The 25899-nt window shown below is 66.5% G+C and carries 26 protein-coding genes and 2 pseudogenes; 12 read left to right on the top strand and 16 right to left on the bottom strand.

Annotation, left to right across the window (positions count from 1 at the left end):
• Positions 1–11 precede the first annotated feature (11 nt).
• Positions 12–605: a carboxymuconolactone decarboxylase family protein gene (locus tag ACFVYR_RS32310; RefSeq protein WP_384258782.1), complete on the bottom strand. Its 594-nt coding sequence runs from the start codon at positions 603–605 to the stop codon at positions 12–14.
• A 121-nt stretch (positions 606–726) separates the two neighbouring features.
• On the opposite strand from ACFVYR_RS32310, the gene ACFVYR_RS32305 reads away from it, so the two are divergent.
• The gene (locus ACFVYR_RS32305; protein ID WP_384258780.1) at positions 727–1635 is read left to right on the top strand and encodes a pirin family protein; all 909 of its coding nucleotides are present in this window, start codon (positions 727–729) and stop codon (positions 1633–1635) included.
• Between the two features lie 836 nt (positions 1636–2471).
• On the opposite strand, the gene ACFVYR_RS32300 is transcribed toward ACFVYR_RS32305, so the two are convergent.
• Both ACFVYR_RS32300 and ACFVYR_RS32295 read right to left on the bottom strand, forming a co-directional pair.
• Positions 2472–2600, bottom strand: a complete 129-nt coding sequence (locus tag ACFVYR_RS32300; RefSeq protein WP_384258778.1) for a hypothetical protein — start codon at positions 2598–2600, stop codon at positions 2472–2474.
• A 952-nt stretch (positions 2601–3552) separates the two neighbouring features.
• Positions 3553–4140: a hypothetical protein gene (locus ACFVYR_RS32295; protein ID WP_384258904.1), complete on the bottom strand. Its 588-nt coding sequence runs from the start codon at positions 4138–4140 to the stop codon at positions 3553–3555.
• A gap of 87 nt (positions 4141–4227) precedes the next feature.
• On the opposite strand from ACFVYR_RS32295, the gene ACFVYR_RS32290 reads away from it, so the two are divergent.
• Entirely contained in the window at positions 4228–5130 is a 903-nt protein-coding gene (locus ACFVYR_RS32290) for an IS5 family transposase (protein WP_384258895.1), read from the top strand.
• Positions 5131–5249: 119 nt separating this feature from the next.
• Here ACFVYR_RS32290 and ACFVYR_RS32285 read toward each other — a convergent pair whose 3' ends face one another.
• A complete protein-coding gene (locus ACFVYR_RS32285; RefSeq protein WP_384258776.1) occupies positions 5250–6137 on the bottom strand; it encodes an alpha/beta hydrolase in 888 nt (295 codons plus the stop codon).
• A gap of 149 nt (positions 6138–6286) precedes the next feature.
• Between ACFVYR_RS32285 and ACFVYR_RS32280 the strand changes: the two genes are divergently transcribed.
• The 6 genes and pseudogenes from ACFVYR_RS32280 to ACFVYR_RS32255 all read left to right on the top strand — a co-directional run bounded on the left by ACFVYR_RS32280 (position 6287) and on the right by ACFVYR_RS32255 (position 12213).
• Positions 6287–7159 carry a helix-turn-helix domain-containing protein gene (locus ACFVYR_RS32280; RefSeq protein ID WP_384258773.1) on the top strand — a complete coding sequence of 291 codons (873 nt, stop codon included), beginning with the start codon at positions 6287–6289 and terminating at the stop codon, positions 7157–7159.
• 93 nt (positions 7160–7252) lie between these two features.
• Complete coding sequence (locus tag ACFVYR_RS32275) at positions 7253–7444, top strand: hypothetical protein (protein ID WP_384258771.1); 192 nt, start codon at positions 7253–7255, stop codon at positions 7442–7444.
• Between the two features lie 592 nt (positions 7445–8036).
• The gene (locus ACFVYR_RS32270; protein ID WP_384258769.1) at positions 8037–8600 is read left to right on the top strand and encodes a hypothetical protein; all 564 of its coding nucleotides are present in this window, start codon (positions 8037–8039) and stop codon (positions 8598–8600) included.
• 1001 nt (positions 8601–9601) lie between these two features.
• Positions 9602–10531, top strand: a complete 930-nt coding sequence (locus ACFVYR_RS32265; RefSeq protein ID WP_384258766.1) for a transposase family protein — start codon at positions 9602–9604, stop codon at positions 10529–10531.
• Positions 10532–10628: 97 nt separating this feature from the next.
• A pseudogene (locus ACFVYR_RS32260) lies at positions 10629–11398 on the top strand (transposase family protein).
• A gap of 203 nt (positions 11399–11601) precedes the next feature.
• Complete coding sequence (locus tag ACFVYR_RS32255) at positions 11602–12213, top strand: class I SAM-dependent methyltransferase (protein WP_384258764.1); 612 nt, start codon at positions 11602–11604, stop codon at positions 12211–12213.
• Positions 12214–12336: 123 nt separating this feature from the next.
• Here ACFVYR_RS32255 and ACFVYR_RS32250 read toward each other — a convergent pair whose 3' ends face one another.
• The 7 genes from ACFVYR_RS32250 to ACFVYR_RS32220 form a co-directional block, all read right to left on the bottom strand.
• Positions 12337–12960, bottom strand: coding sequence for a transposase (locus tag ACFVYR_RS32250; RefSeq protein WP_384258892.1), 624 nt, complete (start codon positions 12958–12960; stop codon positions 12337–12339).
• Positions 12846–13406, bottom strand: a complete 561-nt coding sequence (locus ACFVYR_RS32245) for a winged helix-turn-helix domain-containing protein (RefSeq protein WP_384258761.1) — start codon at positions 13404–13406, stop codon at positions 12846–12848. The genes ACFVYR_RS32250 and ACFVYR_RS32245 overlap by 115 nt, the downstream gene beginning before the upstream one ends.
• 139 nt (positions 13407–13545) lie before the next feature.
• Positions 13546–14079, bottom strand: a complete 534-nt coding sequence (locus tag ACFVYR_RS32240; protein WP_384258758.1) for a hypothetical protein — start codon at positions 14077–14079, stop codon at positions 13546–13548.
• A 35-nt stretch (positions 14080–14114) separates the two neighbouring features.
• Positions 14115–14645: a transposase gene (locus ACFVYR_RS32235; protein ID WP_384258890.1), complete on the bottom strand. Its 531-nt coding sequence runs from the start codon at positions 14643–14645 to the stop codon at positions 14115–14117.
• A complete protein-coding gene (locus ACFVYR_RS32230) occupies positions 14642–15184 on the bottom strand; it encodes a winged helix-turn-helix domain-containing protein (RefSeq protein WP_384258756.1) in 543 nt (180 codons plus the stop codon). Before ACFVYR_RS32230 ends, ACFVYR_RS32235 begins: the two co-directional genes overlap by 4 nt.
• A gap of 66 nt (positions 15185–15250) precedes the next feature.
• Entirely contained in the window at positions 15251–15550 is a 300-nt protein-coding gene (locus ACFVYR_RS32225; RefSeq protein ID WP_384258754.1) for a NucA/NucB deoxyribonuclease domain-containing protein, read from the bottom strand.
• Between the two features lie 447 nt (positions 15551–15997).
• Positions 15998–16930 (bottom strand): LysR family transcriptional regulator, encoded by a 933-nt coding sequence (locus ACFVYR_RS32220; protein WP_384258751.1) that lies wholly within the window; start codon positions 16928–16930, stop codon positions 15998–16000.
• A gap of 366 nt (positions 16931–17296) precedes the next feature.
• On the opposite strand from ACFVYR_RS32220, the gene ACFVYR_RS32215 reads away from it, so the two are divergent.
• Together ACFVYR_RS32215 and ACFVYR_RS32210 are read left to right on the top strand one after the other, a co-directional pair.
• Positions 17297–17521: a PLD nuclease N-terminal domain-containing protein gene (locus ACFVYR_RS32215; RefSeq protein WP_384258888.1), complete on the top strand. Its 225-nt coding sequence runs from the start codon at positions 17297–17299 to the stop codon at positions 17519–17521.
• Between the two features lie 330 nt (positions 17522–17851).
• Positions 17852–18328: an ATP-binding protein gene (locus ACFVYR_RS32210; protein ID WP_384258749.1), complete on the top strand. Its 477-nt coding sequence runs from the start codon at positions 17852–17854 to the stop codon at positions 18326–18328.
• Between the two features lie 1175 nt (positions 18329–19503).
• Here the strand turns inward: ACFVYR_RS32210 and ACFVYR_RS32205 are convergent.
• The 5 genes from ACFVYR_RS32205 to ACFVYR_RS32185 form a co-directional block, all read right to left on the bottom strand.
• On the bottom strand, positions 19504–20658 hold the full coding sequence (locus ACFVYR_RS32205; RefSeq protein WP_384258747.1) for an LLM class flavin-dependent oxidoreductase: 1155 nt from the start codon (positions 20656–20658) through the stop codon (positions 19504–19506).
• A 49-nt stretch (positions 20659–20707) separates the two neighbouring features.
• Positions 20708–21943: an SfnB family sulfur acquisition oxidoreductase gene (locus ACFVYR_RS32200; protein WP_384258745.1), complete on the bottom strand. Its 1236-nt coding sequence runs from the start codon at positions 21941–21943 to the stop codon at positions 20708–20710.
• A 23-nt stretch (positions 21944–21966) separates the two neighbouring features.
• Entirely contained in the window at positions 21967–22521 is a 555-nt protein-coding gene (gene ssuE / locus ACFVYR_RS32195; RefSeq protein ID WP_384258743.1) for an NADPH-dependent FMN reductase, read from the bottom strand.
• Between the two features lie 67 nt (positions 22522–22588).
• Positions 22589–23725, bottom strand: coding sequence for a dimethylsulfone monooxygenase SfnG (sfnG, locus tag ACFVYR_RS32190; RefSeq protein ID WP_384258741.1), 1137 nt, complete (start codon positions 23723–23725; stop codon positions 22589–22591).
• A gap of 267 nt (positions 23726–23992) precedes the next feature.
• Positions 23993–24079, bottom strand: coding sequence for a putative leader peptide (locus ACFVYR_RS32185; protein WP_361161080.1), 87 nt, complete (start codon positions 24077–24079; stop codon positions 23993–23995).
• Positions 24080–24457: 378 nt separating this feature from the next.
• Here ACFVYR_RS32185 and ACFVYR_RS32180 point away from each other — a divergent pair.
• Positions 24458–25108, top strand: a pseudogene (locus ACFVYR_RS32180) (IS3 family transposase); the annotation flags it as partial.
• 179 nt (positions 25109–25287) lie between these two features.
• Complete coding sequence (locus ACFVYR_RS32175) at positions 25288–25872, top strand: transposase (RefSeq protein ID WP_384258739.1); 585 nt, start codon at positions 25288–25290, stop codon at positions 25870–25872.
• The last annotated feature ends 27 nt before the right edge of the window (positions 25873–25899 follow it).

Here is a 25899-nt window from a genome sequence, read left to right as displayed (position 1 = left end):
AAGCCCCCGTGTCACCGCGCGGGGGCCTCGCGGACGACGCCCTCGTGAACCTCGGACTCGCGCACGGTGGGTTCGCGTACCGCGGATTCGCGCACGGGGTGCTTGCTCAGGATCGAGACGCGGTTGAACGCGTTGATGGTGATCGCCACCCAGATCACCGCCGAGATCTCGTCGTCGGTGAGCTGTCGACGGGCGGCGTCGTAGGCGCTCTCCTGCGCGGAGGCGTCGGCGGGGTGGGTGGTCGCCTCCGCCAGGGCAAGTGCCGCGCGCTCGCGCTCCGTGAACAACTCGGTGTCGCGCCAGGCGGCCAGGGTGCCGAGGCGCCGCGTGGTCTCGCCTGCGCGCAGGGCGGCCCTGGTGTGTACGTCGAGGCAGTAGGCGCATCCGTTGAGTTGGGAGACGCGCAGGTTGACCAGTTCGACGAGGACGCGGTCGAGGCCCGCTTCGGCCGCGGTCCCGCGGACCGCCTCGGATGTCTCGACCAGCGCGCGGTACGCCTTGGGGCTCTGCTTGTCGACGTAAACGCGATGCCCCGTGCCCGTGTGGACGCGATGCCCCGTGCCCGTGCGGACGCGACTGCCCGTGCCCGCTGTCGTGTCGCTCACCCTGGACTCCCTCGCGGGCCGCTCGGGGCCCTGGCTCGTGCCGGCGCACCCGGCCGGGCGCAGGGCCTATCATCGAACACAATTGTTGAAAGGCAAAATATCTTGGTGGAAGGAGCCCGCGATGAGCGAGGCCGACATCCTGCCCGCGCGTGATGTCCCGCTCGGCGGCCCGCGGTCGATGACGGTGCGCCGCACCCTGCCGCAGCGGACCCGGACCCTGATCGGCGCCTGGTGCTTCGTCGACCACTACGGCCCCGACGACGTCGCCGAGACCGGCGGCATGGATGTGGCACCGCATCCGCACACCGGACTTCAGACGGTGAGCTGGCTGTTCAGCGGGGAAATCGAGCACCGGGACAGTCTCGGCAGCCACGCCTTCGTCCGGCCCGGTGGGCTGAACCTCATGACGGGCGGGCACGGCATCAGCCACACGGAGGTGTCCACCGCGCGCACCACCGTGCTCCACGGCGTACAACTGTGGGTGGCGCTCCCCGACGAACACCGGCACGCCGCCCGCGACTTCCAGCACCACGTCCCCGCCCCGGTCCAATTGGACGGCGCCCGCGTGCGGGTCTTCCTCGGCACTCTGGCGGGCGAGACCTCACCGGTGCGAACCTTCACACCACTGCTCGGCGCCGAACTCGTCCTCGACCCGCACGCGACGGTCACGCTCGCCGTGGACGCCACGTTCGAGCACGGGCTGCTCGTCGACCAGGGGCAGGTCAGCCTGGCCGGCACCCTCCTCGACCAGGCGGAGCTGGGCTACCTCGACACCGGTCGCACCACCCTGACGCTCACGAACGAGACGGACACCGCGGCACGCGTGATCCTGCTGGGCGGCACGCCGTTCGAGGAGGAGATCGTCATGTGGTGGAACTTCATCGGACGGTCGCACGAGGACATCGCGCAGGCGCGTGCGGACTGGATGACCGGGACTCGGTTCGGTGAGGTGCGGGGGTACGACGGGGATCCACTGCCCGCTCCAGAACTCCCGTCCGTGCCCTTGAAGCCCCGGGGTCGGGTGCGCTGATCTGCGTGCATGTGTGTTGAAGAGAGCGCGTGGGTGGCGCAGAACCCGATGCCGGGGCCGGTCGATCGCCGCTGCGCCGAAAACCCTGAACGAGGCCGAGTAGGGTGGCTCTGGAGTCCAGGGTGTGATCTTGTGCGGCAGGATCTGGCAAAGCAATGCTGACCCAATGCCGACTCACCTGATGAGGCGTCAGGTCGCCCAGAAGCTCGACGGGCGCCGCTCTCTCCCCCCAGCCTTCCTTTGGTATCCCGCGTCGAGAAGTCGAGGCTGCCCCCGTTGGTTCTACTGACCACATCCGTTCGAGCTCGTGCCGTCGCAGTGCGGTGGCAGTGATCGACGCGTTCTGACCGCTGGGAGAAAGCACGTCTGCTGGTGGTACAGCAGCTGCACCCTGGCTGACCTCGGAAAACGGTGCTTTGTAAGCCTTTCGCGCGGGGGCTGGTCCGGAATTGGTCCGGATCTTGGTAGCCACGGCATCGGCGATAGGGGCCGGTGAATAGTGGGAAGTCGTGGGAGCGATCGGGAGCAGGTGGGGCACGCACTCCCGCGGGTAGCCCGTGCTATCGACTACGGCCGTCGGTCGTCGCAGAGCCATCCGGCAGATAGAAGCGAGCGGGTGCCGCGCATGGTCGTACCCCAGCCTCACACTTGCCCCGGTAAGCGATCGGCGGCGCCCCCAGCACCGCAGGCCTTGTGCTCGGGGCGGACGCTGGTGGGTGGAATCAGGCATCATGCGCTGCCTCAGTAGCTCTCGGTACTTGCGTGGACGAGCACTGGAGCGGCAGTCGGGGGGTGGACGTCTTCGATGGTTACGCCCGGCGCCGTCTCTACCAGGGCTATACCGTCCTGGTCACGGTAGGAACGCCGAGGTTCGTGATCACGCGTCCGACGCACCACTCGCCGGTCAGCGGCAACGTGCAGTCGGCGAGGATTTTCGAGCTGCCGTCCTTGGCCGTGTGCTCCATCAGAGCGATCCCCGCCGACGGCCGCCAGCTGCGCCGTCGAGCACTTGCGCACCGGGCTGGCAAGCCAGTTGAACAGCGGAGTGGCTAGGTGAGGAGATCTTCTTGAAGTTGTCTACCTAGTGGCGCTGACCTGCGTCGATGAGGGTGCACGCCTCCCTGACCTGCATGGATGAGCCTTTCAGCGCCTTTCAGGGTTGTGCCGCGTTACGCGGTCGGTTCTCCCCACGCGCTCCCCAGCGCCGTCGATACTCCCCAGATTCTCCCCAGGAAGGGCCGCCGCGGCGGGCTGTGGTGGCGCGGGACGTCGTCCCATCTGAGGCGCCGCCAAGGGCACGCTGAGTGACTGCCAGCGAGGGCAGCGCAGAAGCGTAGTGCCGAGCGGATGAGCGCAAGGCGTGAGTTGGACGCTACCTGAATAGGGCCCACCTTCGAAGCTCGCTGTTGGAAGTCGACGTCTTTCCGATGACCCATCATGTGGAGTGTGTCGCGATCCTTGAACCTGCCGAAAAGGGCCGCTGACCTGCCATTTTGGCGAGTGTGCATTATGTGCGCTGTGTGCGTTACGGGCGATATCATGACGCATGAGTGACGCACGCGGAGCCCTCGTGACGCACGTTTGACGCACGTTCTGATGGGGCGTCAGGCGTGCGTCCTCGCAGATGGCAGGTGTCGGGCGTGAAGTCCTGCGGCCCCGTCTTTGCCGTTTCTTGGTGCGCCCCTGTCGGTTATGGCCTCATTTGCGAATGGGGGAAGTGCGGTTTGCAAACGCCTTCTGGGCGAGGAGCGGTGCGAGATCGGCGCTGCTGGGTGTTGGCGGCGTGGGCAGTGTCGGCGTCGTGGCGGTGTCGATGAGCTCTTGAAGGTGGGCTTCGGCGAACGTGAGCCACTCCTTGATCTCAGTCCGTTCGTGTCCGGGCGTTAGGGGTGTGGCGCGTTCGCGTACCGCTGTGACTTACTCGGTCAGACGCTTGACTTCGTGCCAGGTTGCTGTCTGTTCTTCGAGGCGCTTGACGCGGTAGGCGTGGGTGTACGCGGCGTGGGCGTTGCGCCGGGCGTTTTCCTGGTGCTGCAGTGCCGCTTCCTCGGCCTGCGCCTCTGCTCGGCGGTTGCGTTCGGCGGCTTCGCCGCGGAGGTCGACTTCTTGGATGATTTCGGGGAGTTGGTCTTCCAGCGGTCGGCTGTCGAGGTCGGCCCATTCGGTTCCGCGGTGTGGGGTGCCGCCTCGGAGGATGAATCGCAGTCTGTTGGCGGGGGTGTAGTCGAAGCGGGGGATGCGCATCCATGTGTGCTTTGCGGCGTCGGCGCGTTCTTTGTCGGTGGGGATGTGTTTGTGGTGGTCGAGTTCCTGGAGCATGCGGACGTCGAGGCGTTCACCCTGGGTGGTGATGGTGAAGTGCGGTGCTGCGTGTCGGCGGTGACGGGACGGGGGAGTGCTCGGTGCAGGGCTTGGTGCTGTTGTGTGGCCGTGTGATTCGGTGGCTGTAACGAGCGCTTGGGTGATGCGCAGGGCTCGGTTGAATACGGCTTTGGTCAGTCCCATGTGGCGTGGGTGCTGTTGGAGTGCGGCGACCACGCGGTGGGGTCGGATGAGTTTGGCCGGGACGGTGATGGGGGTGAGATCGATGAGCTGCCAGGCTCGGATGTCGGTCAGCCTGATTTCGTAGCCGTAGTCACGGACGAGCAGTGGGCGGTGCTGGAGCCGTTGTTGCCGAAGGGGGCCAGGGCGGGGCGGCCACCCGTCTGGCCTCGGCGGCGGTTGATCGACGGCATACGGTTCCGGGTTCGGACCGGTGTTCCGTGGCGGGACGTGCCTGCCGAGTATGGACCGTGGAGCCGGGTCTACGACTTGTTCCGCCGGTGGCAGCGGAACGGCACCTGGCAGCGGATCCTCACCCGGCTCCAGTCCCTGGCCGACGCGAAGGGCTCGATCGTGTGGGACCTGAGTGTCGACTCCACGGTGTGCCGCGCCCATCAGCATGCAGCCGGGGCCTGCAAGCGGGGCGACCTGCAGAAGGAACCACCAGGTGGCGTCTTCACCGAACCCCGTGATCACGGGTTGGGACGCTCGCGCGGCGGGTTTGCCACCAAGCTGCACCTGGCCATCGAACAGGGGCAGAAGCCCATGTCACTCGTGGTCACGGCCGGGCAGGGCGGGGACTCACCGCAGTTCGAACCGGTGCTGGAGAAGGTCTGCGTCCCGCGCATTGGGCCCGGCCGGCCACGCATCCGTCCCAATCGGGTGCGTGCTGACAAGGCGTACGCCTCCCGCAGGAACCGTGCCTACCTGCGTCGGCGAGGGATCCGATGCACCATTCCCGAGAAGGCCGACCAGGCACGCAACCGCCGAAAACTCGGCTCCCGCGGTGGTCGGCCGCCTCATTTCGACCCGGTCGACTACCGCGAGCGCCATGCGGTCGAGTGTGGGATCAACCGCCTCAAGAGACATCGCGCGGTCGCCACGAGATACGACAAGCTTGCCGTTCGCTACGAGGCCGTGGTGCTGGTCGCAGCCATCGGAGAGTGGCTGTGACCAGCACCTTCGCGACACTCGGGCGCCTGACTCTCGCCGGGGACGTTCCACCCTGACCGAGGGGATCTACCCGCAGCGCGGACGAGGCGTCCGCTGGATGACCGCTCACGCTTGCCGGCTCAGCCGAGGTGCTTGCTGAAGAACTCGGCCAGCTTGGCGACGGCGGGAGTCACGTACTGGTCGCGGTCGTACAGGTCGACGTGGGTGGCGCCCTCGACGAGGAACAGCTCGGCGTTGCCGGGGCTGTCGGCGACGGCCTTCTCGGAGAACCCGCGAGTCACAGCCTCGGTGCCGACGATCATGAGCAGCGGGCGAGGCGCGATCTTGGCGACGTCGGCGAAGGAGTCGAACTGGTCGAGGAGGTCCGCGCTACGCACGGCCACGTCTCCCGTGGAGCGCGGGTGCCTGCCGCGGGGCGTCTTGTAGTAGTCGATGAACTCGGCGACCGGGGCGGGGGTGTCGGCATCGGCCGTCTCGGGCAGCGCGGGGAACGTTGCCGCGGGCTCGCCGGCGGCTTCGGCGCTGCGGAGGTTTCCGGAGTTCGCCACCATCTGCTGCCAGCCCTCGGGGTCGGCACCGCGGAAGAAGCTGGGAACGTCGGTCCCGGAGACGCCGGCCACGGCCTTCATCCGGTGGTCGGTCTGGGCGGCGTAGGGCGCGTAGGCGCCGGAGCCGCACACGCCCATCACGCCGATGCGGTCGGAGTCGATCTCGGGGCGGGTGGTGAGGTAGGAGACCGCTGCGCGGAAGTCCTCGGCGCGCTGGAAGGGGTCCTCCAGGCCGCGGGGCATGCCCTCCGATTCGCCCTGGAATGCGGCGTCGAAGGTCAGGACGGCGAAGCCTTCCTTGACCAGGCGTGTGGCGTACACCGCCGGGGACTGTTCCTTGACCCCGGTCGTCTGGTGGCCGATGACGATGGCGGCGAGCGGGCCGTCGCTGTCCTCGGGAAGGTAGAGGTGGCCGGCGAGCTGCAGGCCGTTGGTGGGGAATCGGACGTCGGTCCTCATGTTCTGCTCCTGGGGGAATCAGTGTCGGCCGGCGATCTGCGGGCCTGTGTCCACTGTCCGGCCGACGGCCGGGGCCCGGGAAGGTCGGGCTGCTTCCTAGGAAGGATCTCTCCCAGGCAGAGCTTTTCCCTCGGTGCCATGCTGGAGGAATGGCTGATTCCGCGCATCTTCGTGAGCTCGGTGAGTTCCTTAAGCATCGCCGTGGTGAACTCACACCGGCGCAGGTCGGGCTTCCCGAGCGCACCCACACCCAGCGCCGCGTGCGGGGACTGCGCCGCGAGGAAGTGGCTGAGCTCGCCACCATCAGCACCGACTACTACGTACGCATCGAGCAGGGCCGACTGGCACCGTCGCCGCCGGTACTCGAGTCCCTCGCGCGGGAACTACGGCTGGACGCCGACCAGAGGACGTACGTGGAAGGACTGGTCGACCAGGCCGCGCGCGCCGGACACCGCAAGACGCCGCGCCGGTCCCCGCGCCCCAAAGTGCACCCGCACCTGACCCGGCTGCTCGGCCAGCTCACCGGTACCCCCGCCATCGTCTTCGGCCCACGCCTCGACATCCTCGCCTGGAACCCACTGGCAGCACAGCTGCTATGCGACTTCTCGGCCGTGCCCGAGCCCGAGCGCAACTACGTCCGCATGGTCTTCACCGACCCGGTGATGCGCGACATCTACCCGGGCTGGGAGGACGTGGCCCGCACCTGCGTCGAAGTCCTGCGGATGGAAGCCGGAACGAATCCGACGGACCCAGCCCTCACAGCCCTGGTGGGCGAGCTGGCCGTTGCCGATCAGCAATTCCGGGTCTGGTGGGCCGAGCACCGCGTCGCGCACCAGGACTTCGGCAGCAAACGCATCACCCACTCCCGCGTCGGCGAACTCACCCTCGACTGGGACACCTTCCGCTACGCCGGCGCACCAGAACAGCAACTCGTGCTCTGGTCGGCCGAACCCGGCACCCCCGACGCGGAACGACTGGCCGACCTGGCCCACGGCACGGCCCAGAGTCCGCAACCTTCGTGAGCATCACTGCGACTGATCTTTTCGAGGAGCAGCGAACCGTCGCCACTTTCGGTACACCCCATCGAGCAGGGCATCGGCGTCGAGAAGCGCCCGGTGTACGTGCACGTGGGCGACTGCGGCATGGATCCGGCCCCGCCGAGGAGTCGCAGCGCCACGCATGAGCAGGCGGAAGCCACGGTGGATAACAACCGGCCTGCACTGCTGTTCACGGATGACGCCGGGGTCCGCTGGCGATGGGACTCCTATATGAAGCTCGACGAAGTCCTCGAGGGCGGAACATCCTGATCACGGAGGCGCCGTCCGGAGCTATCGCGCGCAGCGCGGTGTGAGCGTCCCGGCTCCACTCCCGCCCGGCGGCGACCGCGGCCTCCATATCGTCGTGGAACCGTCCGCCGATGACCGCGTCGAGTTCGATGGCCGACCATGAGGCTTCGACCGCAGTGTCGGTCAGCTCGGAGTCGGTCGTCACGGCCAGGCCGTTGATCGTCTTGGCTGTGAGCAGCGCGACGTAACCGCTCCGATAGTGGCTCGCATGGCTCCGGCCGGCTCTTCGAAGGGGTCTCATCGGACCTGGTCTAGAGTGTGCCTTTCTCTGCGCCCAGCAGGCTGCCCCAGGACTCGTGGCAGGCCGGTCAGTTGAACGGCACCGGAAGGCGTGAAAAGGAATCCCTATCGCTATACGGGAATTTCCTAATCGACTGGAGCTGAAGATGTAAGTAATGTCTGATCGCGGTAGAGGCGTCCTGTGGCGATTGCGGACTGTACTGACGCGTTGCCAAGTCGCGCCTGAACTCAGACTAAAAGGAGTGTCGTTCCGGAGAATATGCCTTACCGTCGCCGCTTTGCTGCAGGAGTTGCCACTCTTGTCGCCGCAGCCATGATTGACGCCGCTGCCTCCGGGGCGGCCGCTGCCGCCGATCGAACGCGAGAGAATACGCCGCAGGCGGCAGCAACTGTTGATGCGCTGCAGAGTCTGCAGGATGCCGTAATCCGTATCGAGGCGCGGAAGTCAACCGGAGATGCTCCCTCTGCCCTCATTCGCTCCGGTCGCCTTGATGGCGTCAGCGACGAGGAGGGAATGGCTGCACTCCAGCAAGCGTTCGACATTATTGCTTCAATTCCTGAGTCGCTCATTCAGCGCGTCGAGGCCGGTGACCATGGGGCGCAGCAGGAGTTGGCGGATTTTCTTAACCAGGCCGCTAGTGCAGAACCCGCAGCGCGGGGATGGTTTCAGTGCACGGCTGGGGTGGCAAAGTTTGCTGCTGAGAACGCGATCGGAGTCGCCAAAGTCTACAAGATCGTCAAGGGGGGTAAGAAGGTACTCAAAGCTGTTTGGGCTTGGATAAAGCCCAAGAAGCGCCCCACTGGTATCGACGAGGACATTGTTAACCTCATAGTCAACTCCACGGGACTACCCGCACTGGCAGAGGCGTGCCTGTAGGTAACGAAGGGAAGTGGGCGCCGTGAAAAGCGATGAAGAACGTCGCGTTGCTGACTCAGATGATGAGCTCGGGGCCATAGGGGGAGGCGCTCTTTATACGGCCATGTTCCTTCTGGTGGCCTATATACCCGGCACCCTTATTGGCGAATGCGTCGGCAATCGCGGTTTGCCCGCCTCCCCTTGGATAGTCGCGCCGGCCGTGGCGTTGATTATCAGCGTCATGCTTCGGTTCGAGACGTACCTTGAAGGGCTATCTTGGTGGTCTCGAGTGGAGTATGTGTGGGGAGGTCTCCTGCTCGGCCAAAGCTTCGTACTCCCCATCGTCCTCGCCGTGGTGTGGCCCAACTCCGTCTGGCCGTGGCTGCCGCCAGCGGTCCCAACATTCTTGTCCCTCGTGCCGATCTCATTCACTATCTGGTGTATCAAGCGGTGGCACCGGCATCTCTGGAAAACCCAGCGGCCACAGTTGGGGCCGTATCGGCCTGTTCCGCGGATCAGTGATCCAAATTCCAAGGATATTTAGAAGCCGTTATCGGAACCGCTATTCCGGCTCGCCTGGTGAACAGCGGCCCCGCCGCGACAGGGGTGCGGCGGGGCCAGCTAGCGTTCAGCCCTCCCAGGACATTTCGGAGGCCGCTGCCAGTCCGGCGAGAACTCTGTCTCACTCATGATGTCCATCCTGCTCTCTCGGACTGGTCGTACGCAGGGGGTGTTCGGCGACTACGCAGCCTGGCGTGCCTGCCGGGTGACTTGCGAGCGCGCCGAGGCCTCCCTCGCCTACTGGCGCGACCTGCTCGCCGACACCCCCGACCCTGGTTTGCCGTGGGGACGTCCCGAGCCCAGCCAACGGCCCCACCGGGCAAGGGTGCTACGTGATCGTCGACGCCAATGACGGTTTCAGCGCCGCGCCAAACGCTAAGTATGACGTGGTGGTAACGGGCCAGGCTCTAACGAGCTCGTGCATGGTTGGCGGACGGGCTGCGTGGCGGCATGGTTGATTCATGGAGAGCGTTGCTCGTGCGGTGATCGTCGACGGTCCGCGGATCACCGGTTTGAGCAGGGATATGATCGCTGAACTCGTCGCCGAGGCCGGTCCGTTGTGGGCTGCTCAGCGATGCCGACGCCTTTCGGAACGTCCGAGGCGACGAGCGATAGGGGCCGGAGCCCGCTACAAGCTCGTGTTCGTCGACCGGCTGCTCGCCACGCTCGTCCATCTCCGCCACGGAGTCACACACGACGTGCTGGCGTGCTGGTTCAGAGTGGACCGTTCCACCATCACTCGGGCCATCGGTGAGATCCGGCCCCTGCTGGCCCAGCGCGGCTGCGCGGTGAGGCCCGGCATCCGGCTGCGCACGCTCTCAGACGTCGTCGACTACCTAGGGACCAGCGGGCAGAGCGCCATCATCGATGCCACCGAGATCCGTGTCCGCCGCCCGCCCGCAGGCACCGACCGTCGCGACCGCTACATCTCCGGCAAGAGCAAGCAAAACGCGGTGAAAGTCCTGGTGGTCACCGATGCCCAGGGTCGGCTGCTCTTTGGCGGCGCACTCAAGCCGGGTAGCTGCCCCGACATCACCCAAGCCCGCGATGCAGGACTCGTGGAACTGCTCGGCAGACACCGTGACCTGCGCATCCTCGCCGATGCCGGCTATCAGGGGCTGGGTGCTCAAACCGGCGGACAAGTGATCACGCCACCGCACCGTAAGTTCAAGAAGAACGCGCCTCCTTGGTGGGAGGAACGGTTCACGCAACAGCGCAGGGCTCATGCATCCCGACGTATTCGCGTCGAGCACGGCATCGCCCACTTGAAGAACTGGCGGGCTCTGGCTCGCCACCTTGGTCGGCGCGACCTCTTGGACGAACTCGTCCCGGCTATCGCCGGACTGGCAGCCATCCATCGGGCCCCAGCGCAGGCTGCCGCGGCAGGGTGAGATCTGCCAGAGCACCACTTGACCATGCCCGTCCGCCAACCATGCACGAGCTCGTAAAGCGTGTTGAACAAGGCCGTGACCTGGGCGTCTCCGTTGTATGGCTGGTGTGTTGAGGGCCGAGCGCGTGTGGGTGGAAACGTTCACGGGGCTGCGGGTGGATCAGTTCAGGCGGCTGCTTAAGGTGGTGCGGGAGCGGGGCGGTGACGGCACTCTGCAGGGTCGGCCGTGGAGTCTGCCGCTGGCTGAGCGGGTGCTGGTCGTTGCGGTGTACTACCGCACGAACCTGACCATGCGGCAGCTGGGACCGCTGTTCGGGGTCTCGTCGTCGACGGTGTGCCGGGTGATCCAGCGGCTGGGCCCTCTGCTCGCACTCGAGCCCGTCTCCCGCCCGGCCGATGCCGTGGACCGGTTGTGGATCGTGGACAGCACCCTGATCCCGGTCCGTGACAGGCAGGTTGGCGCGTCCAGCCGCAACTACCGGTTCTCGGCGAACGTGCAGGTCATCGTGGACGCTGACAGCCGTCTCGTGATCGCGACCGCCCGGCCTGTGCCGGGCACCACGGCGGACACTCACGCGTGGCGGGCCTCCGGGCTGGCCGAACAGTGCGAGGGTGTCACCCTGCTCGGTGACGGGGCCTACCTCAACTGCGGGATGGCGGTCCGCACCGCAAACACCCCCGCCGGACACTGTTGGCGGGCGAGGAAGACGGCAATGCCGCCCACCGCAAGGTCCGCGCGCGGGCGGAGCATGTGATCGGACGCATGAAGAACTACAAGATCCTCCGAGACTGCCGGCAACACAGCGACGGCCTCCACCACGCCATCCAGGCCGTCGCCCACATGCACAACCTCGCCCTCGCATCATGACCAGAGAACTGCCCTCATTGGCTCTGACCTGCCCGAACGCAGCCTTGTGCAACACGCTTTACTGACCTCTGCGCTTCAGGGTGACGCTTATTGTGTCCTTCGGCGCACTGTCGCCTGTATGGGTGAGGTGCGAGCGTATGAGCTTGATCCCTTTTCGTTCTGGCCACTGGATACCGATCCAGCGGCAGGTCAGGGTAGGTGGAATGAAGTCACGCACCACATCCGGCAGGGGACAGTTGGACCCAGTAGCTGAATCAGTCGCCGTCTACAGCGGCCATGCCGACGACTACGCGGCGGTGCACGCTCCGAAGATGGCGGATCGTGTCGAGCGGTTCGCGGTGTCCTTGCCTGCGCCTTCGCTGATCCTCGACGCCGGGTGCGGTCCGGGCCGCGACCTTGCGCGATTCCAGAAGTATGGGCATGTGGTGCGTGGTGTCGATCTCAACCCGGTGTTCGTGGCGATGGCCAACGCCCACGCGCCCACCTCACAGTGCGACCTGCGCGAGGTCGCGACGCGGTTCCCGACCGGAACGTTCGATGGGATCTGGGCCTCCGCCTCGCTTGTCCACTTCGACAGGGCGGACGCGACGGACGTGCTGGGGCAGTTCGCCGGGCTACTGCGGCCTGGGGGCAGGATGTATGTGTGTCTCAAGGCCACAGGCCGCACGGGATGGCTTGACGAACCTGACGGCCGACGGTGGTACACGGTCTGGGACCCCGACGAGTTCGCCTCCGCTGTGGCCGGTGCGGGATTCGCGGTCGACTCTGTGGACCGGGGCCCGTACGTCGAGGTCTGGGCCGCCCGCAGCCGCTGACCTCCAGGATCGGGCGGTGCCGGGAGGACGGGCAGCATATCCAGGAGATGCGCTGTCCGGATGGGCGGCCTGAGCGCCCGACAGCGGTGCTAGCGTGAGCAAGCACGCTTCGAGATCGCCGAGTTACTGTCCTGGTCCCAGGGGCGAAGGTCCGGTGTCTGGGGTGAGGCCGGTTCCGGCGATGAAGCCGTCGAGGGTGCCAGGCCGGTACTGGAGGCGTTTGAGCCGGTTGCGGACGAGTGTCTCCAGGCGGTCGAGGGCGACGACAGCGAGGTTGGCCAGACTGCGTTTGACGTGCGCCCATACCCACTCGACCGGATTCAGGTCGGGCGAGTAAGCAGGCAGCAGGAACACCGTCAGCCACTCGCACTCGTCGATCAACTTCCGCATTGCACGGGAGACATGGGTGTTGAGCCGGTCCCAGACCAGCACGATCGGCGCCTTGAGGAGCTGGTGGGCGCCGTCGATCAGCGCGATGAAGTCGCGTTGGCCCATGCTGCGGCGCTTGCCCTTGCCCGACGGGTGACAGATCAGCCGGTGGCACAGTCGGGTACGCGAGCCCGGCCGCATCGCGATCAGCCCGGCCACCGACAACCGCGCCGAGCGGCGTCCGCTGACCGTGGTGACCGGCGTCACGCCGCTCCGGCCCCAGGTGCGTCCTTTGGGCGGCTTGCGGGTGAAGCCTGCCTCGTCCTCGAAGCAGAGGTAGCCCCCGCAGGCCGCCCGGGCCCTTTTACCTCGGCCCAGGTCGCCTCCTTCCACACGGTGACGGCCTGCTCGTCGCGCTCGACCACCTTCCGGGCGGGCACCTGCGGGGAGAAGCCGAGCCGGTGCATCAGCCGAGTCGCGCCGGAGACGCTGTAGGAGACGTGGAACTTCCTGCCGATCAGCGTGGCCACCCGGGCGGCGGTCCACACCTGGTCCTCCACCCGGCCGTGGGCGGCCGGCCCCTCCTCGAAATACATGGCCAGCTTCTCCAGGCAGCGCGGGGACAGACGGCACCGCGACCCGCTCGCTCCACGCGAGGCCAGGCCTTGCACGCCGCCCTCCCGCCACAGCTGTTGCCACCGGTAGGCCGATTTTCGGCTCACCCGCAGCCGCCGTGCGACCTCCGGCGGTTTGACCTTCTGCTCGAACATCTCAGCCGCCTGCATCCGAAGCGACTCCCGGCGCTGACGCCCCATGACAGTCAACCCACCCCCATCCGCGTATCTCACACACCCCGGAATACAGCCAACACCCCAGCCCCATCAGTAACTTCGGCGAAGATCACCCTGACGAGCCGAAGTCAGTAAGGGCGCAGGCTGGCCGCTGCCGCATGGTTGCGGGGCTTCAGCGACCCGCTTCGTTTCCGTCGGCTGGGTCCGGCTCGCGGAGGTAGGCGAGGTCGAGGATGTAGTGCTCGCCCGCGAGGCACTGGGCGAAGTAGTCACGGGTCTGTTCGAGGGTCCAGTCCTCGGTCTCCTGGTCGAGATAGCTGTCGTAGTAGTCGCCTGCGGCTTGTCGGCCGCGCCACCAGGCGTGGCCCTCATACACGCCGGGGCCGGGCAGGTTGGTCTCGCCGGCGGGGCCGAACTCGAGCTCGTTGACGACGAGGGTGCCGGTGTGTGACTCGATGGTGATCGGTACGTGGCCTTCGGCGTCGGCGGGCGCTTGGGGGACGGTGTCCCAGATGCGGATGCTTACCTGGGCTTTGATGGCGGGCTGGAGGCTGAGCAGGTGGAGGTGGTGGCGCTCTCCGGCTACTACCTGTTCTTCGGCGGTGTGCAGGGTTGCTGTGTCGTCGAGGTAGGTGTCGGCGTCGTACACCTCCAGGACGCGGCGGCCTGGTGTGGCCGTGCAGGTGTACTCGTGAAGGAGCGGCATGGCATTTCCCGGCTAGAGATCTTTAATGGCTGGGGTTACGGCGGTTGGAGGTCGAGTCCGGTCTTGGCGATGAGCCCCTCGATGAGGTGGGGTCGATACTGCATCCGTTTCAGCCGCGTCTTCACCAATGCGGTGAGCTGGTCAAGGCTGTGTTTGGTGAGGTTGGCCAGGGACCTCTTCAGGTGCGACCACACGCCCTCGACCGGGTTGAACTCCGGAGCGTATGGCGGCAGGTGGTAAACGGTCAGCCATAGTCGCGCCGCGATCAGCCGTCGCATTGTGTGGCTGACGTGCGTGTTCAGATTGTCCCAGACCAGGACGATGGGGCCGCCGAGCTGCTGGTGGGCGGCATCGAGCAGGCGGGCGTAGTCGGTCTCGGTGAAGCCCTTGCGTCGGCCTTTGGCGGGGCCGCGGTCCAGGTGGATGCGGTAGATCAGCCGTGGGCTGCGGCCGCCCTTCGTACAGATCAGCGCCGCCATCGAGACCCGCTTGGTGCCCGCGGCGGTGACCTTCACGACCGGGGTGCGGCCCCGGCGGCCCCAGGTGCGGCCCTTGGGCGGCCTCAGTCCCTGACCTGCCTCGTCCTCGAAGCAGAGCCAGGCGCCCAAGTCCGCCGCCCTCTTTTTATGACAGGCCACTGCTCGTCCTTCCAGGCAGCGATCTTCGACTCATCCCGCTCGGTGGCCTTCCGGGCCGGGACCTGCACGCTCCAGCCGATGCGGTGCAGCAACAGGTCGAGCCCGGCCAGGGTGTACTCGACGCCGAACCGACGGCGCACGATCTCGGCGATCCGGGCCAGCGTCCAGCACTGGTCATTCCAGCCGCACGCGACCGGACCGGCCTCCAGTACCGCCTCCAGGGACCGTAGTTGGCCGGCATCGAGCTTGCAGCGGGCGCCGCCGGGACCCTTGGAGACCAGCGCCTGGCGGCCGCCCGAGGCCAGAGTCCGCCGCCAGCGGTTCGCCGACATCCGGGTCACCCGGAACCGCCGGGCCGCCTCCCGGTCACTGGCTCCCGCCTCGATCAAGTCGGCCGCCGCGAACCGGACTTGCTCGCGTCGATCCCGCTCCTCGGCTGTCAGTCCACCGCCATCGGGATACCTCATTCCTCCGGCATGGCGCGGCCCACGATAACCGTCACGACCCCACGTAACCCGCACCGTTAAAGATCTCTAGTCGGTGATCTTCACGTAGAAGGGGTCGCCGTCAAGGACGCGGTTTTGTGTGTACGTCTTGTTTATCCGTTTCCCGCCTGCACCGTTGTCCTTGCCGTCGATGAGGCGGACGGAGAAGCGGTTGTCGCCCTTGGTGGACCCTTCCCGGGTGGAGGCGAAGGGGTACTCGTCGCACTCCAGGCCGCTACCGGTGTAGTTGCCCCAGACCTTCTTGCACTCGCTGATGGACTTGGTCCGGTTCTTGTCCTGCTTGTCTTTGTCGACGAGCCGGTGCAGGGGCTCCTTCTCGCCTGGCACGCTCTTGCCGACGAAGGAGGGGAAGGTCCGGTCGGGGCGCTATTGCGCGTCGTAGCGGATCACGGTGTGTGCGGGATTGAGTCACGGGGGGCCTTCTGCGTAGTGCCCCAGCCGTCGAGCTTCGCGTCATATTCGTTTCAGTTCGGGACGGTGAGGGCCTGGGGGGTGGGGGGGACTCTGCCTCAAATGCGACGCAGACCCGGGCTTTGAAGACGGTTCGGAAGGCACCCAGGAGGAGATGGTGGGGCTTTCCGACTCCTACCTGTTCTTCGGCGGTGTGTCGGGTTTGAGAAACGGCATCCGTTCGTACCTCTACGCGGCGGGGGAGCGAATCCACGACGGTGTCGATTGGGGCGTGGTGGGTCAGGGCGGCTATGCGTGTCCTGACAAGGGTGGCGCCATAGCTCGAGACCCGACCACAGCAGGTAGCGGGGGCCAGGCTCTGTCTCATAGTCGTTTTTCCCTTCGTCCAGGCTGGTTCGCGCGTCGCTTTTCGGCCTGGCATACAAGGATGCCGTGCAGGGCGCGTGCCGCTGTGCGTCCCGTGTGTCCGTTGCGTCGTTGGAGCATGACGCGGAATTCGGTGTTGTCATCGGCGAGAGGGCGGTAGGTGATGGCGCCGCTTCGTTCTAGTGGGTCGCCGTGCACGCTGTAGTCAGGTAGAACGGCAGCGCCGAGCCCTTCCGCGACCATGAGTTTCCCCATTTCGGCGCCGTCGGCCGAGTAGGAGAAGAGCGGTGTGCTGCCGCTGAGAAGGCGGTGGATGTAGCGGTGCATGACGTAGCCGGCCCGCATCGTAATCAGCGGGTGGGCCAGCAGCTCGGCGACGGTGATCGCTGAGCGTGCGGCTAGGGGACTGTCCTGGCGGATGCATACAACGGGTCGTCCGCGGAGTAGTTCCGTAGTATGCAGGCCGGGCGGGAGGTCGTCGTCGCGTAGGTAGCTGACGATCCCCAGATCGAATCCGCCCTCGGTGAGGTGTTGTTGGATGCCGTCATGCCGGTCCGCGATAACTTCCACCTGGGTCGATGGGTGGGTGGTGCGGAACTCACGGATGGCTGGTGTCAGGAGGGTGACGGTGGCGGCATTGACCGTGCCCAGTCGTAGCGCGCGGTTGGTGTGGTGCTGTTCGTCGGCTGCTTGGCGCAGACGATCAACTGCGTCCAGCACTGCGGCGATGTGCGGCAGCAGTTCTCGTCCCTCGTGACTGATCTTGGCTCCGGAGTGCTTGCGCTCCAGGAGCTCTACTCCCAGTTCGCGCTCCAGTTTGCGCAGTGTCTCGCCCAACGCTGGCTGAGACAGATGCAGTGCCTCTGCAGCGCGGCGCAGTGACCCGAGCCGTGTGACTGCCGCCAGATATTCCAACTGTTCTACACGCATGGCGAGATACCTCCGACCCGCATAGTAAGCCGTCCGCACGGAGGGCGAGGTAAGAGGTCTTCCCTATCGCCATATCTGAAATTCGCGCTGGACCCGCGGTCTGAACGCTGTTTAGGCTCGGGTTCAGAAGGTCTGGCTGGCCTCTCTGAATCCCCTCACCGGCGGCGAGCCAGGCCTTCTGGGGCATGCCGCTAATTGCTGGCATGATGCCCGACCTGTAGGGGTGGGCGGTAGTGGCAGGTATGGTGCATCTTTTTGCACTTCCGGCATGGCTTCCCGTTTAGTGATGAGGTTCATCCGTAACCGTTGGGGGGCTTGGTTCCTCTCTCTTCCTTAATGTTGTAAGAACTTGCTCTCAACGCAGAGATCACCCAGAAACGAGATATAAATGTTCTGGCAGCACACACCCCACGTGGCTCTAGCAGCTGTGAGCAACACGGAGCACGGCATCGCCTCCGCCGGCGTCATAGGCGCTCTCGCAGGATGAAGCTCGTCTGGCTTGTACTTACTTTTGCGCTCCCCTTCCTGGGGAGCCTGCTCTGGTTCGCTGTGGGTCGCCGTGGTTCTCTTTACCGAGACCGTGCCGTGTAAGGCAACTTACCCGGATCTGGTCCTGCCTGCGCTGCAAAACGGAAACACTTTCTGCTGGACTGGCGCATCCTTCGGGCCGCGCCCTGTGAGTTCATCCCTCGCCTTTCATCTAAGTCGCGAAATGCGGTCTTAGCACAGTCTCGCGGTTGTCAAATGCGAGACTTTCTTGAACTGGCGTCATGCCAGATGGCCGCACAGAGGGGACGAAAGCCCCTAAGTGCCTGTCCGGAAGTCCCGTAAGGTGCAAGGCCTTGGACCCTACCGTTGAAACATCAAGCTTTGTGAGGTTGGGGTGAGGTAGACGAGTTTTCTGCGAAATGGAAAAGGGAAATGCCTAACACGGCACAGGCGCCGATTTCATGGCGTGTACCTCTGCCTCCTGTACCTGTCGCCGCCTCGATAGCTCGAACCCTTGTTCGTGCGGCTCTGATGCGCCCTGCTGGGCATTCGACACAGACCCGTCAAGCTCCGGCATGTGCACCAGCTGCCGTGGACCATGACGTGGCTGAATTGCTCACTTCGGAATTGGTGACGAATGCAGTTGAGCACACCACGGCACGAGCCCCCCTTGAACTACTTCTGGAAGTTCAGAATTCGGGATTCCGTGTCGAAGTTCGGGACCATGATGCAGGCCCTGTGGAAGAGCTGATGACTGATGGGATACCTCACCACGGGCCCGACCTGCGGAGCGAGGGCGGACGCGGCCTCCTTCTTGTTCGAGAGCTCAGCTCATCAGCCGGGTGCAGCCTCAGCGAAGGGGGCAAAGGCGTCTGGTTCACCCTTTCCTCCGGACAGGCTCAGTACTGAGGACACGTGGCTGGTCCGACTCGCCTCCTGGACACGGATATCGGTCTTGCCGAGGGTTCTCTGTTGCGGATGGCCGTATTCAGGATCATCACATTGGCGGCGTTGCTTTGCCGGGTCTCAGCGTGCAGCCGATGTGTCGCTCGCTCGTACGCCGCCTGACGCAGCAGCTCGACGGGTCCAGCGCCACGGCGGTATGCGGCAGTAGCTCGTGTCTTTCGTGACTGATCATCCGATCCGGACCACTCGCGTTCCAGGAGCTCCACACGCCCAGCTCCGCTCCAGTTTGCGCAGCGTCTCACTCAACCGGCTGGGACCGTGCAGTTCTTGCGCAACACGACGTAGGTGACCCCAAGGGGGATGGCCGCCTCCAGGTGGTCAACTGTTCTACGCGCATGGCCGGCTATCTTCGGCACGCACTGCGGCCGGCGGCGGCTCGCGGCCTGCTCAACATGCGCCCTTCCACGTTCGCGAGCCGCCTGGCCCTCGCCTGCGACGAGCACTGCCACGTAGTCGATCTGCAACTCGCCGGAGCCGAAACGCCGTTGGTGCTGTTCGACGAGGGGGGGGGCGGCCGTGCTGCACGACCCGGTCGGCGGCAGGTAGTTCCGGTCGGCCCGGCGGGCGGGCACAGCTGGTCGAGCTGCTCCCTGGCCCATGCGGACCAGGGAGCAGCGTCCGACACGGCTGCTGCAGTCTCGGGCTCGACCGGTCGCAAGCACTGGTCGCGTCGGGGGAGCGGCGGCTCACTGGCACCGAAGTGGCGTTGCCGGCCGTGTCCGACCGGACCGCCCTGGCCACTGCCTGAGCCGGAGGCCGTCGAGGGCACACAGACTGCGTGCTCATCTCGGCACGCTGGCCTCGCCCGACAGCGGTGCTCTCAGGGCGTCACAGCCACGTCGGTGAGCGCGTAGCTGCCGTAGGGGGTGGTGCTGGCTGATACGACGCCGACGGAGAGGCCGACCGCCGTCCACCAGCATGGGTCCTCTAGGGCTCGAGATCTTGGAGACCGAGTTCCAGATGCAAGTCCCGCGCCGATCAGCAACCGCCGAGCGGCAGCCCGAGTATGTTGTCGGCCGGCCCACTCTCTAGCGGCGCGACGATCCCCGCCGGAGGCCGCAGCGAGGCGCGGCACTCCCACGGCATCGGGGCCGGTCGGCCAGGTTTCGCGGAGCCGCTCAGCCGCGTCCCGCGAACGGGATTTGCACCTCAGATTCCATCACCGGCTCCGTCACCCCCGGCCGCCGCCACAACTTCGCCTCCGCCAGGCGAGGTAGCACTCCCTCTCCGAACCAGTATGCCTCCTCGATGTGCGGGTGGCCGGACAAGACGAACTCTTCGATGCCGAGCCGCCGGTATTCGACGATCCGTTCGGCCACCTCGGCGTGGCTGCCCACCAAGGCGGTGCCCGCGCCGCCGCGGACCAGGCCGATGCCGGCCCAGAGGTTGGGAGCGACCTCCAACTCGTTCATGCTGCCGCCGTGCAGCGCCAGCATGCGCCGCTGGCCCTCGGACTCACTGCGGGCCAGCCCTTCCTGTACGGTGCGGATCGCCTCTGGCGAGAAGCCGTCCAGGAGGCGTCGGGCCTCGGCCCACGCCTGGTCGGCGGTGTCCCGTGTGATCACGTGCAGCCGGATACCGAAGCGAACCGTGCGCCCCGCGCCGGCGGCCAGGTTCCGGATCCAGGCGATCTTTTCGGCCACCTGCGCGGGCGGTTCGCCCCAGGTCAGGTACACGTCGCTGAAGCGGGCGGCGACCTCCCCCGCCGCTGCCGAGGATCCGCCGAAGTAGACGGGCGGTACCGGGTCGGGCACGCGGGCCAGCCGCGCCTGCTCGACACGCAAGTGCTCCCCGTCGAAGTCGACGGACCGCCCCCGCCACAGATCCCGCACGACGCTCAGGAACTCGCCGGTACGGGCGTAACGCGCCTCCTTGTCCAGGAAGTCGCCGTACCCGCGCTGCTCGTGGCTCTCGCCCCCGGTGACGATGTTGAGGAGCAGCCGACCGGGTGCGTGCCGCTGAAAGGTGGCCGCCATCTGGGCGGCGAGGGTGGGCGCGATGATGCCGGGCCGGAGAGCGATGAGGAATTTCAGGCGCTCGGTCTCCCGGGCGAGCATCGCCGTGGTGAGCCAGGCGTCCTCGCACCAGGCCCCGGTAGGGGTCAGGGCGCCTTCGAAGCCGAGTTGTTCGGCGGCACGGGCGATTTGGGTGAGATAGCCGAGGGTGGCGGGGCGCTGCCCGCCCGCAGCGCCGGCGGGCAGGCCGTGGCCGCCGCCGACGATGTGCCGACTGTCGCCGTAGGTCGGCAGGAACCAGTGGAAGGTAAGACTCACGGAATCTCCGGAAACAGGGAAGTAGCAGGGGAGGGAGGAGAAGCTGGGGTCACAGGAGGCCGTGCCGGGGCGGCCTGGTGCCGTTGAGGACGTACCGGCCGAGATGCTGCACCTTCCAGCGCACCGGGTCGTGCAGCGTGTGGGTGCGCGCGTCGCGCCAATGCCGGTGCAGGTTGAGGCCGTCCAGAGCGGCCCGGGTGCCGGCCACTTCGAAGAGCGCACTCCCCACATCCACGGCCGTCTCCGCCGCGTACGCCTTCGCCGCGGCGACCGCGATCGACGCTTCGGCAGCCGTGTCGTCAGTGAGGTGGGCGGTGGCGGTGTCCACGGCCCGGGCAGCGGCTTCCAGGAGGGCCTGCGCCGCCCGGACCCGCAGTTCGAGCGCGCCGAACCGCTGGACGAGCAGCGGGTCCTCGGAGGCCGTCGCGGAGCCGCTCTCGAACCAGGGGCGGCTCTTCGTCCGGACGAACTCGGCCGCTTCGGCCAGCGCAGCCCGAGCCACACCGCTGTCGATGGCCCCGTGCAACAACTGGGCAAATGCACCGTGCAGTTGCGGGCCCTCGAAGGTGCGGTGGTGCGGCACGACGAGGTCGGCCGGTACGGCGACTCCCTGCAGGCGCACCGTGCCGCTGGCGGTGGTGCGCTGCCCCATACCGTCCCAGTCGTCGACGACCGCCACGCCGGGCGCACCACGGGGTACGTACGCGACGTACAGCTTGTCCTCGGCGCCGCGGGCCAGCACCGGGATCCAGTGGGCGAACAGAGCACCGGTGCAGTAGTGCTTGGTTCCGGTCAGCGTGTAGCCGCCGTTGCCGTCCGGCTCCAGGCGGGTGCGGATGTCCTGGGCATGCCGGGTGCCCGCCTCCGCCTGCGCGTTGCCGAGGCGGCGCCCGGCCAGCACCTCGCGGAACAAGAACTCCTGCTGGCCGGAGCTCCCTTGGGCGCGCAAGACGTTGACATACACGAAGTGGCTCTGCGGAATTTGGGCGATGCTGGGGTCGGCGGTGGCCAGCAGTCGGAAGACTTCGGCCAGCGTTCCGGCGGTGACGTCGGCGCCACCGTGTGCGCGAGGCACGGTGATGCCGAGGAGGCCGCTTGACGAGAGCTGGTCGATTTCGGCGTGTGGCAGCTGGCGCCGGGCGTCCCGTTCCGCCGCACCAGGGCGGAAGGCATCCGCCAGTGCGGCCGCCACTGCGAGTGCTTCGGCGTCGTCGGCGATGACGTGGACGTGGTCGGGTGTGGGGTGGTCCGGTTGCGCTGCTGTAGTGGGGGAGGAGGTGGTCATGGAGGTTCCTTACGGTGGTGGCCTCAGCTCGCCGCAGCGAGTAGCGGGGCCCGGTCGAGGGCGCCGGAGAACTGGTCGAGGACCCGGTGGAGGGCTTCGTCGGTACCCGAGTCGATGACGAGCGAGCCGTCCTCGCGCAGGCCTAGGTGTCGGTCCAGGACGAACCAGCCCTGGACGATGTGCGCGGCGCCCATGGAGGAGAGCACCGGTCGCAGCGCGTAGTCGATGGCCAGCACGTGGGCTGTGCTGCCGCCGGTGGCCAGTGGCAGCACTGTCTTGCCCGCCAGCGCGTGCTGGGGCAGCAGGTCGAGCAATGACTTCAGGAGTCCGGAGTAGGCGGCCTTGTAGACGGGCGTGCCGATGATCACGCCGTCGGCCTGCGCGAACAGTTCGGTGACGGTGACGATGTCGGGGTGCTGGAAGTCGGCGCCGAGCAGCGCCTGGGCGGACAGCGTGCGGACGTCGAGTTCCACGACTCGGTGGCCCTCAGCAGTGAGCCTGGTGTCCAGGTGTCGCAGCAAGCGGGCGGTACGGGAGGTGGCGGACGGGCTTCCGGAGACGGACAGAATGGTGGGCATGGCGGTGACCTTGGTTCGAAGGGGCGGCGGTGCAAGGCGGATTGGTCAGCGGGCCAGGCCGCTCGGTTCAGACCACAGCCGGGGCTGAGGGCCGCGTCTGTTCGTTGGGCAATTGGGCCTCCAGCTCGCGTACGAGCGGCAGCACGCGCTTGCCGAAATACTCGACCTCTTCCAGGTAGTGCAGGAACCCAAGGAGGAAGAGGTCCACGCCGAGACGTTTATAGGCGACGATGCGTTCGGCGATCTGCTCCGGAGTGCCGATCAACCCCGTACGGAATCCGTCGTTGTACTGGATGAGGTCCTCGAACGAGGAGTCCTGCCACATTCCCTTGCCGTCGGCGGTGGACTGGCCCGCCTGCTTCACGGCTGCCCCGAAGCCGCTTACGGCCTCGGTATCCGCCTTGGCGACGATCTCCCGCAGCACCTCCCGTGCTTCTGCCTCGGTGTCCCGTGCGATCAGGAAGCCGTTCAGTCCGAAGCGGGGCGCGGGCCGCCCGGCCGACTCGGCCGAGGCCCTCACGTCAGTGAGCTGTTCGGTGACCCCGTCGAAGTCTTTGCCGTTGCTGAAGTACCAATCGGAGACCCGTCCGGCCATGGCGCGGGCGGCGGTGGAGTTGCCGCCTTGGAAGATTTCCGGGTGCAGGCGCAGTGGAGAGGTGACCGGCTTTGGCTTGAGCGAGAAGTCGCGGATCCGGTAGAAGTCGCCGGCCAACCGCGCATGGTCCTCAGTCCAGATGCTGCGCAGTGCGGTGATGAATTCCTCGGCCCGCCGGTAGCGTTCGTCGTGCTCCAGCCAGGGCTCACCGAGCGCGGTGAACTCACCCTTGAACCAGCCGCTGACGACGTTGACCGCGAACCGGCCGCCGGACAGCTGGTCCGCAGTGGCTCCGAATTTGGCCAGCACGCCGGGGTTCCAGAGGCCGGGGAGGACGGCGGCGATGACCTTCAGCCGCTCGGTGGCAAGCAGCAGCGCCAGACTGAAGGAGGTGGATTCGTGCTGGTACTCGGCGCCGTAACTGGCCATGTAACGGACCTGGGTGAGCGCGTAGTCGAAACCGTTGTTCTCGGCCATGACAGCGAGTTCGCGGTTGTAGTCGTAGCCCCAGTCGGTGCGCTGCTCGACGGCGCTGGTGACCAGGCCGCCACTGACGTTGGGCACCCAGTAGGCGAAGCGCAGCGGATCAGAGGGGGAGGAGACGGGCATGAGGTGCTCCCAGTGGGTCTGTGAGAACGGGGCCGACGCCCGTAGGGGCACACGGCCGCTTCCGCGGAAAGAACAAGCGAATACGGCACCTGTCCACGCATGTTCGGCACACCTCCGGGATCGGAGAAACCAGCACACGAAAGCAGCGGACGGGCCAAGCCTTGAGACAACCCTTCCGAAGCTGAGGCAGCGGGATTGCGTCAGGCAATGGGCGAGCCAGAAAAGGAGAAACCAGGTTTCTCGGGAAAAGCGGGGTCGGTGACGTAGCTACCGGCCGGCGCGCCGACACAGGGCGCTGGAGACACGTACGAGGTCCACATGACGCCGTTGCGTAAGCCGTTCGGGCTTCTTCATCAACACGTCACCTCCTCGCAACAATTGGGCACTGCGGGCACTTCTGGTCAGCTGTTACCCGCCACGAAGGAGGAGCTTACCCAGAATGCCTCCCAGGTGGGCAACTCGTTCACGATACGGCGATAGGGTTCCCCTTCCACCGTGCGTGAGCGGGGAATGCACCGGACCCCGCCCGAAATATCTGTGATCTTGGTTGGATGGATGCCGGGCGAGGAAAGCGATATGATGAACTCGTTGGCGGGAATGGGCCTCCCCTGTGGGTGGTGGACACGCTGATGCTGGATCTGATTGATCCGGAGGAAGCGAGAAGACCGCCGATGGCGATGAAGGACTACTCGGACGGGTTCAGGGCCGATGCCGTGGCCCTGTACGAGTCCACACGAGAAACGCGTCGCCCGCGTTATGCGGGCGTTCTCCATCACCGGAATCCGCCTGCGCAGACGCGTGCGTACCACCCTCCCGGACCCGGCCACCTCACCGGTTGCGGACCTGTTCCAGCGGGACTTCACCGCCACCTAACCCGGCCTGAAATACATGGGCGACATCACCTATCTCCCCCTGGAAAACGGGGAGTTCCTCTATCTCGCGACCGTGCTGGACTGCTTCAGCCGCAAGGCCGTCGGCTGGTCCATCGCCGACCACATGCGCACCGGACTGGTCGCCGACGCCCTGCAGATGGCAGCCGCAACCCGCGGCGGCCTGGACGGCGCTGTGTTCCACTCCGACCACGGGGCCCAGTACGGATCCCGGCCCTTCGCCGATCTCTGCGACCAGTTCGGGGTCACCCGGTCGATGGGCGCGGTCGGCACCAGCGCCGACAACGCGGCCTGCGAGAGCTTCCACGCGTCCCTGAAACGCGAGACTCTCCAGGGCGCCCGCGACTACGGTGACGCCGCCACCTGCCGCAGGACCGTCTTCGCCTGGCTGACCCGCTACAACACCCGTCGCCGGCATTCCGCCAACAGCCACCTCAGCCCCAACGAATACGAACACCGACACCACACCGCTGAACTCACGCTCGCCGCGTGATCAATAACCGCGTGCCCACCTTCACGGGGGAAGGCCCGATCTCCCATCCCAGTTCGGTCTCGTCGACCATGACAGGCAGTTACCGGTAGTTCGTTAAATCCGGCGGTCGTGTGGGTTGACGGTGGTGCGGGTTGGCCGTAGGCCGGTAGTAGGAGTCAACTGCTTGCTGGGAGCCGAAGATGTCAGCTCGCCGCCCGTGTCCGCCTGCACCGGGACCGTTGGAGGAGTACGCGGCCCGGTTCGACGACCTCTTCTTCCATCTGGCTCAGCGGCGGGGTTTTCGCGAGTACCTGACCGGGCTGCTGGCGCCGCGGGAGCGGAACAAGACGATCACCTGCCTGGCAGGGGCGGAGCCGGTGGCCGGCGCGAGGATGCCGGGAGTGCAGCGGCTGCAGTTCTTCCTGTCCGAGTCTCCCTGGGAGGCCGAGCAGATCAACGACCGGCGGCTCGAGTTGCTGCGTGAGCAGCCGGCGACGGCTCCGCACGAGGGCGGGGTCATCGTGATCGACGACTCCGGGGACCGCAAGGACGGCACGGCCACCGCCCACGTGGGCCGGCAGTGGCTGGGACGGCTGGGCAAGACCGACAACGGCATCGTCACGGTGACCACCGTGTGGACTGACGGCCGGGTGTACTACCCGCTGCACGCCACTCCCTACACCCCCGCCCACCACTTGTCCCCGTACTCGTCTGAGTGGCCCTGGCAAGATTTTCGTGAAGCGGGGGTGTGCTCCCGTGCGCCGGTGACGCTCCGTCACCGATAGCGGCGTCGGAGATGGGCTATGAGGATC

Origin of the sequence: Streptomyces sp. NPDC058284, from assembly GCF_042881135.1 — a bacterium.
Lineage (GTDB): Bacteria > Actinomycetota > Actinomycetes > Streptomycetales > Streptomycetaceae > Streptomyces.
This window is presented reverse-complemented; position numbering and strand designations above follow the sequence as displayed.